The following is a 6,117-nucleotide window of genomic DNA, read 5'->3' as shown; positions in this document are numbered from 1 at the left end:
AATCAACAGGGTTTTCGGTCTCTAAGTACTTTTTAAAGGGAACATCATCGACTCAAATCTCTATTTGCAACAGTGCCCCATGAAGTGCCTGCCTGCGTCTGTTAGCCGAACGCCCCGCGCATGGCGCTCAAATAGCAGGACACCAAGGTTATCCTCCAGCGCTTTCACACGCGCGCTGACGCTCGACTGGCTGATACCAAGTGCCTTGGCCGCATGCCGAAAATTCAGATGCTCGGCGACGGCGATGAACTGAACAAGGGAAATGAGCGGTATCCTGCCAGACAGGATACCGACATTCACGAGGTTTCGATGGTTAGTGCGCCGCATCGGAGCGGGCCTGCTACCAGTCGTCGGTTAGACGACTGGCGACTTCTCGGTGGCAGCCCCACGGAGCCGAAGGAGCACCAGCCCCAACGAAACCAGTACCGCCATCGCCGTGGCGTAACAGATCACGGGCCACGCTGTGTCACCGTTTAAAAGTGCCACCGCCAATGTCCCGACAATGCTGACTATCAGGCTTTGAACGCAGAAGTAGAACGCGACCGCTGATCCCGCGATGTCGTCGAACTCTGCCAAAGCGCCGTTCGCGGTAACGGACACCGTGAAGACAATACCGACCGCGACAACCCACATCGGTAGGATGAAGGTGAGGAATGACGGCGAGCCGTAAAGTTCGCCGATCCCCAACAGGACCGCTCCGCAAACAAGCAACGCCATCCCACGCGCCACGCATCCTGCGATGCCCCATCTGGCGACAAAGGACTTCGCGAAACGGGTTGTCACGATCATTACAAGCGCGACAGTGGCGAAGGCAAAGCTGAATCCGATCTCGGAATATTCCGCTTGGCCTATGAGCACACGGGGAGCCGTCGAGAAGAAGACGAAGAAGGTGCCCATACCGGCGCTAAAGCCGACAGTGTAAACCCAAAAAGCCGGACTCGCGAAGATCGGCAAGACAGATCGGCGCGTCTTGACTTGATCCAGAGGGCGGGTTTCGTGCCACCTGAAACCCGCATTTAGGAGTGCGAGCATCGCCAGTATAGCCAAAGTAATGAATATCGCCTGCCATCCCAAGAACTCGCCGATCAATGCTCCGGCGATAGGGCCGAGCGCAGGCACGAACGCCAGCATCGAACTGAAAAGGCCGTAGATGACGACACCCTCAGGACGGTTGGCATAAACGTCGCGAACCGTCGCGAACGTCGCCACCAGCATGGCCGACGCGCCCACTGCTTGAAGTAGACGGAAAGCGACAAAGGCCGGTGCAGTTGAAGACCAAGCTGCTCCCAGAGACGCAATGACGAAAGCCGTTGCGCCCGCAAGTAGAATTGGCCGTCGCCCGATTCTGTCTGAGAGCGGACCAAAAATCACCTGGCCCACGCCGAGCATCACCATATAGAGGCTCAACGTGAGTTGGATCATAGCGGGCGTCGTGTTCAGGATGCCGGGCATCGCTGGAACGACAGGGAGATAAATATCCATCGCCAGTGAAGCGAGGATGTCGAAAGGAGCCATCAGCAGCAGTGCTGCCGGCAGCGTATAGGCCCACGCGGGGCGTGTGGTGGTCATGACGAATCAACCCTCGATTAAGGAATACCGGGCGACGTCTGCTCGTCAGCAATCAGATGAGACTAGCCTTACAGAGCGCCGCAACAACAATACTGGTTGTTGCGGCTTACTTGTCTGCTGACTTGGAATTTCCCATCTGATTACTCCACGCTTACGAATATGAATTGCTACATTTTATCCGATTATCTTTTGCTTCGCAATGCGGCATGGGCGCACTCAGCGTTCCAGCCCCCTCTGCCGCCCTAAATGCTTGCTCCAATGCATCGAGCACCATATCTGTATTCATCCGTGTCGATACTTTCCATCCAACAATTGCTCGTGAGAACACATCAATAATAAATGCAGTATAAACCCAGCCTGAATTTGTTTGAATATACGTAAAGTCACTCACCCACAGTTGGTCAGGATGATCAGCAGTAAAATTACGTTTTACCAAGTCATCCGCTCGTTTTTGATCATCTCGGCTACGGGTGGTTTGTTTGTTCTTACCACGCCAAACACCTTTTATACCTAGCTTTTGCATTAATCGAGCAACAGTACAGCGCGCAATAATATAGCCTTCACGTTTCAGTTTTTGCCAGACTTTACGTACACCATACCGACCTGAACTTTCCTTCCAAATTCGTTTAATCTCCTCAGCATGATGCAAGTCATGTAAATCTCGCTTTGCTCGATGTTCTGGATTTTCACAGAGATCTAGAGTCCGGTAATAGGTTGAAGGTGCGATCGGTAAAATTCTACAAATCGCCTCGACTCCGTACAGCTCTTTATTATTATGGATAAAATCCACCATTATTTGTGTGGGCGGTCGAGCTCCGCCTGGGCGAAAAAAGCGGCTGCTTTACGTAGAATTTCATTGGCGCGTTGCAGTTCTTTATTTTCGCGTTCGAGTTGTTTGATACGTTCTTGGTCTGAAAGCTGCTGTACTTTAACTGGATTTTGTTTATCTAAATATTTTTGATACCAAACACGTAGTGTTTCAGGAGTACAACCCTTGCGCAGTATACTGCTCAGGGAGCAATAGCGGTGATCGCAGCCCAATTCGATGGATAATCTTTCTCGGATTCAATCAATAATTGAACCGCTCTTTCTCTGATTTCAGGGGTATATTTTACTTTTTTCATCGGGACATTCTCTCAGAAAGCTTGGTCTCCGACAAACCCGGTACGGTTCAAAAATCTTCCATTGATTTATTTATATCTGTTAAACCAGTCGCATTATGAAATGTAATATAAGTAGAAATTTCAGTATAAATGGTCATGATCTTTTCTAAATTTGAATATCTAAGCGTCTTCATTAATCAACCTTATTGATTATTAGTTTCTTCTTTTAAAGCTCTTTGTACTGTTGCTATCCCTACTTTAAACTTTTCTGCAACACCTCTAAATGTTGAATTTTCTTCAGCCATTGCTTTTCGTATTTCAACATAGTCAACCTTCCGCTTTCTTCCCTTATATAAGCCCTTCGCTTTGGCTTTTGCAATTCCTTCCTTTTGACGCTCACGGATCATGGAGCGTTCAAACTCTGCAAATGCAGCAAGCATCTGAAACATGAGTTTATTTATTGCCGATTGTGCTACATCATGACTGAAGGTCAAATTCTCTTTATGAAAAATAATGGTTATACCACGATCATTCAGACTATTCACAATTTCGTTCAGATCATTTGTATTACGTGCCAGACGATCAATACTATGAACATGCACCGTATCACCTTCACGCAGATAGTCGAGCATTGCATTTAACTGAGGACGTTCACGGCTACCACCGCTTGCCTTTTCAGTAAAGGTCTTATCCAGGCTGATTCCATCTAATTGACGTTCAGTATTTTGTTCAGTTGAACTGACTCGAATATATCCGACCTGATTAGGCATTCTGTACCGTTAGAGTTTAGATAATTAAATACATATTGTACCGAAATTAAATATTAAGTCTATAAATACGGTTTTTGAGTTGCTTTTTAAGACTTTATTTTGTTCCGTTAGGCTATACTCTATAGTTACATAAATTTAGATATTAAAAACTTCTCTCCGATAAACCCAGTACGGTTCAATGATAAGATTAACCCGTTAGGTCAGGTGGCCTAACTTAAATAAAAAAGTCTCCGACAAACCCGGTACGGTTCAAAATCATTCCAGTCTAGTATTGGCTGTAGAAAAAGATTCTTCTGTTGCCTTATTCGAATTTTTAAAGACTTTACCTCTCTCTAGTGTATCCAGTCTGGTTGCTACCCTCCTGATCTTCCTGTTTTTTGTTACTTCGGCTGATTCAGGAGCCTTGATCACAGATTACCTTACGGCTAAAACGGAGCACTCCCCTGTTTGGCAACGTTTGTTCTGGACAGCTGTGATTGCTGTTCTTTCTATTATCTTGCTGATCGTTGGTGGTTTAAGTGCCTTGCAATCTGCAGTGATCATGAGTGCCTTGCCTTTTACTTTCATTATGCTGTTATTGTGCTGGGGGTTAATCAAGGCACTACGTTTAGATGTCTTAAAAGTACAGGCCCTACAAAGTGCTAGGATCACACCACGAGCTATACAAAACCCAAGAAGCTGGCAACAGCGTCTAGGTTTAATTATGCATTACCCACATTCTAAAGCCGAAGTAACAGCCTATATTCATCAGAATGTTCATCAGGCTTTTCAGAACATAAAACATGAATTTCAGCGCCGGAATCTGGATGTTTCAATCCGTGAGGTTGATGGGGGGCTATTACTGAAAGTAGATCATCAAAATGAAATCAACTTCATCTATCAAGTCGTGGCTACTGAAACACGAGCTCCGAGTTTTATGCTCGATGACGAAAGTAGCCTCTCTCTGAAATATTACAAAGCGGAAGTTTTTCTAAAAGAAGGGGGGAAAAACTACAATGTCATGGAATGGACACAAGAAGATTTACTCCAGGACATTATTGATCAATACGAACGCCACTTGTATTTTTTAAATGTAGTCCGTAATTAAACAATCTACATAGCAGTTCAAATTAACAAGTATTAGTTTGAACTGCTATCTTTTTGATTAACAATATCTTGATTTACCAAAAAATTTAATAGTACAGCATCCGTCTTCATTCTAACCTTGAACCAATTTTCAATGCGAATTTGATCTTCACTCGATAGTGGTTCAGATGTTCTCACACTAAGTTGCAGTATTTGCTTTTGATTGGGATCAGTCGGTAAATCAATGCCTTGTCCTAGAAAAATAGAGCTTACAGTGGGATGCTGTGCACGTAGCTCTGCAAAAACATCATTTGCATTGGCAAATAAAGCATTTTTCACCCTTAATTCTTGCTGTAATTGTTTTACCTGTTCATCCTTTTGGCGCAGGGCTTCTTGTCCATTCAGATACAAATCACTCAATACCCCAGATTTTAAGGCAGTCACATCAACCTTATCATCATTGGTTTGATGCACAATAATTTTAGTTCCTTCGAGATTTGCAACAGCAAGTCTCCCTTCAATATTCTGCAACGTCGCCTGACTTAAGGGCAAACCGACTAAAGCCAACTCAATGGTCCGTGTCTTGCTATCAATTTTTGAACTGGCGACTTGTGTTTCTTTAAAGGTAAATTCTTGTGTAATGAATTTGTTGGCAGTTGATTTAAAAACTTCTTCATTAACTAATTTAGTCGCCAGATAGGCACTTGGAATTGCGGTCACCATTGCGATCATCAGCAAAGATATTTTTACACGTCTTTCTACTTTTTCGTCAGCAAAACTATGTGGCTTTAACCTTAAAATCCGGATACCGATAATAGTTGCCAAACTGATGAACACACAATTGATGGTATATAAATACAGTGCACCACCAACAAAGCTCCACTGTCCAGTTGCAATACCAAATCCAGCAGTACAGACAGGTGGCATCAATGCTGTAGCAATCGCCACCCCTGGAATAACATTTGATTTTTCTTCTCGAGTGATCCCAATGATTCCTGCCAATCCACCAAATAATGCGATGAACACATCCCAAACGGTTGGGCTAGTTCGTGATAAAAGTTCAGATTGTGCATTATCGAGGGGTGATATCGAGAAATATAGAGTGGATACGACCAAGCTGATCAGTGTTGCAATACCTAGGTTGAAGAGTGCCCGTTTTACCAGTTTAAAGTCATAAACTGCTACACCCAGCCCCACCCCCATGATCGGTCCCATAAGTGGAGAAATTAGCATTGCGCCAATAATCACAGCTGTTGAATTGATATTTAATCCGACTGATGCAATAAAAATAGCGAATATTAAAATCCAGGGAATGGCTCCTGATAGCTCAATCCCATCACGAATACGACGCTCGATTTCATCATCTTCTGCCTTATCTTCCAGCAGACTAAAGCGATGGCGTGCACGTCTTAATCTACTTGTATAATTAAAGGAGGAGTTGTGTTTATTAGAGGTGTTGGTCAATTTAACATCCTACTTTTTATCCATCTGTGGAAAGACCTTTAATCTCAGTCGATTTTTGGTCCTCGTGATGGCACTGTTGCAAATAGAGATTTGAGTCGATGATGTTCCCTTTAAAAAGTACTTAGAGACCGAAAACCCTGTTGATT

General features: G+C 44.4%; 4 protein-coding genes, 2 pseudogenes and 1 other annotated feature. Of the genes and pseudogenes, 1 reads left to right on the top strand and 5 read right to left on the bottom strand.

All coding sequences use genetic code 11. The features are described 5' to 3' along the window. Window positions 1–60: 60 nt before the first annotated feature. From CDG56_RS16365 to CDG56_RS16345, 4 genes and pseudogenes are all read right to left on the bottom strand, one after another. The gene (locus CDG56_RS16365; RefSeq protein ID WP_077170324.1) at window positions 61–327 is read right to left on the bottom strand and encodes a LysR family transcriptional regulator; all 267 of its coding nucleotides are present in this window, start codon (window positions 325–327) and stop codon (window positions 61–63) included. Between the two features lie 27 nt (window positions 328–354). Continuing rightward, entirely contained in the window at window positions 355–1,569 is a 1,215-nt protein-coding gene (gene floR / locus CDG56_RS16360; protein WP_000214119.1) for a chloramphenicol/florfenicol efflux MFS transporter FloR, read from the bottom strand. 151 nt (window positions 1,570–1,720) lie between these two features. Continuing rightward, window positions 1,721–2,693, bottom strand: a pseudogene (locus CDG56_RS16355) (IS3 family transposase). Then, window positions 2,288–2,404, bottom strand: a sequence feature (AL1L pseudoknot). Its footprint overlaps the pseudogene before it by 117 nt. A gap of 182 nt (window positions 2,694–2,875) precedes the next feature. Next, on the bottom strand, window positions 2,876–3,442 hold the full coding sequence (locus tag CDG56_RS16345) for a recombinase family protein (RefSeq protein ID WP_006581699.1): 567 nt from the start codon (window positions 3,440–3,442) through the stop codon (window positions 2,876–2,878). A 250-nt stretch (window positions 3,443–3,692) separates the two neighbouring features. Between CDG56_RS16345 and CDG56_RS16340 the strand changes: the two are divergent. Next, a pseudogene (locus CDG56_RS16340) lies at window positions 3,693–4,529 on the top strand (BCCT family transporter); the annotation flags it as partial. 32 nt (window positions 4,530–4,561) lie between these two features. Here the strand turns inward: CDG56_RS16340 and CDG56_RS16335 are convergent. Beyond that, complete coding sequence (locus CDG56_RS16335; protein WP_087548432.1) at window positions 4,562–5,971, bottom strand: TIGR00341 family protein; 1,410 nt, start codon at window positions 5,969–5,971, stop codon at window positions 4,562–4,564. Between the last annotated feature and the right edge of the window lie 146 nt (window positions 5,972–6,117).

It is taken from the genome of Acinetobacter sp. WCHA39 (assembly GCF_002165385.1).
GTDB lineage: Bacteria > Pseudomonadota > Gammaproteobacteria > Pseudomonadales > Moraxellaceae > Acinetobacter.
Note: the sequence above shows the minus strand (reverse complement) of the source record. Positions and strands in the feature narration are given on the sequence as shown.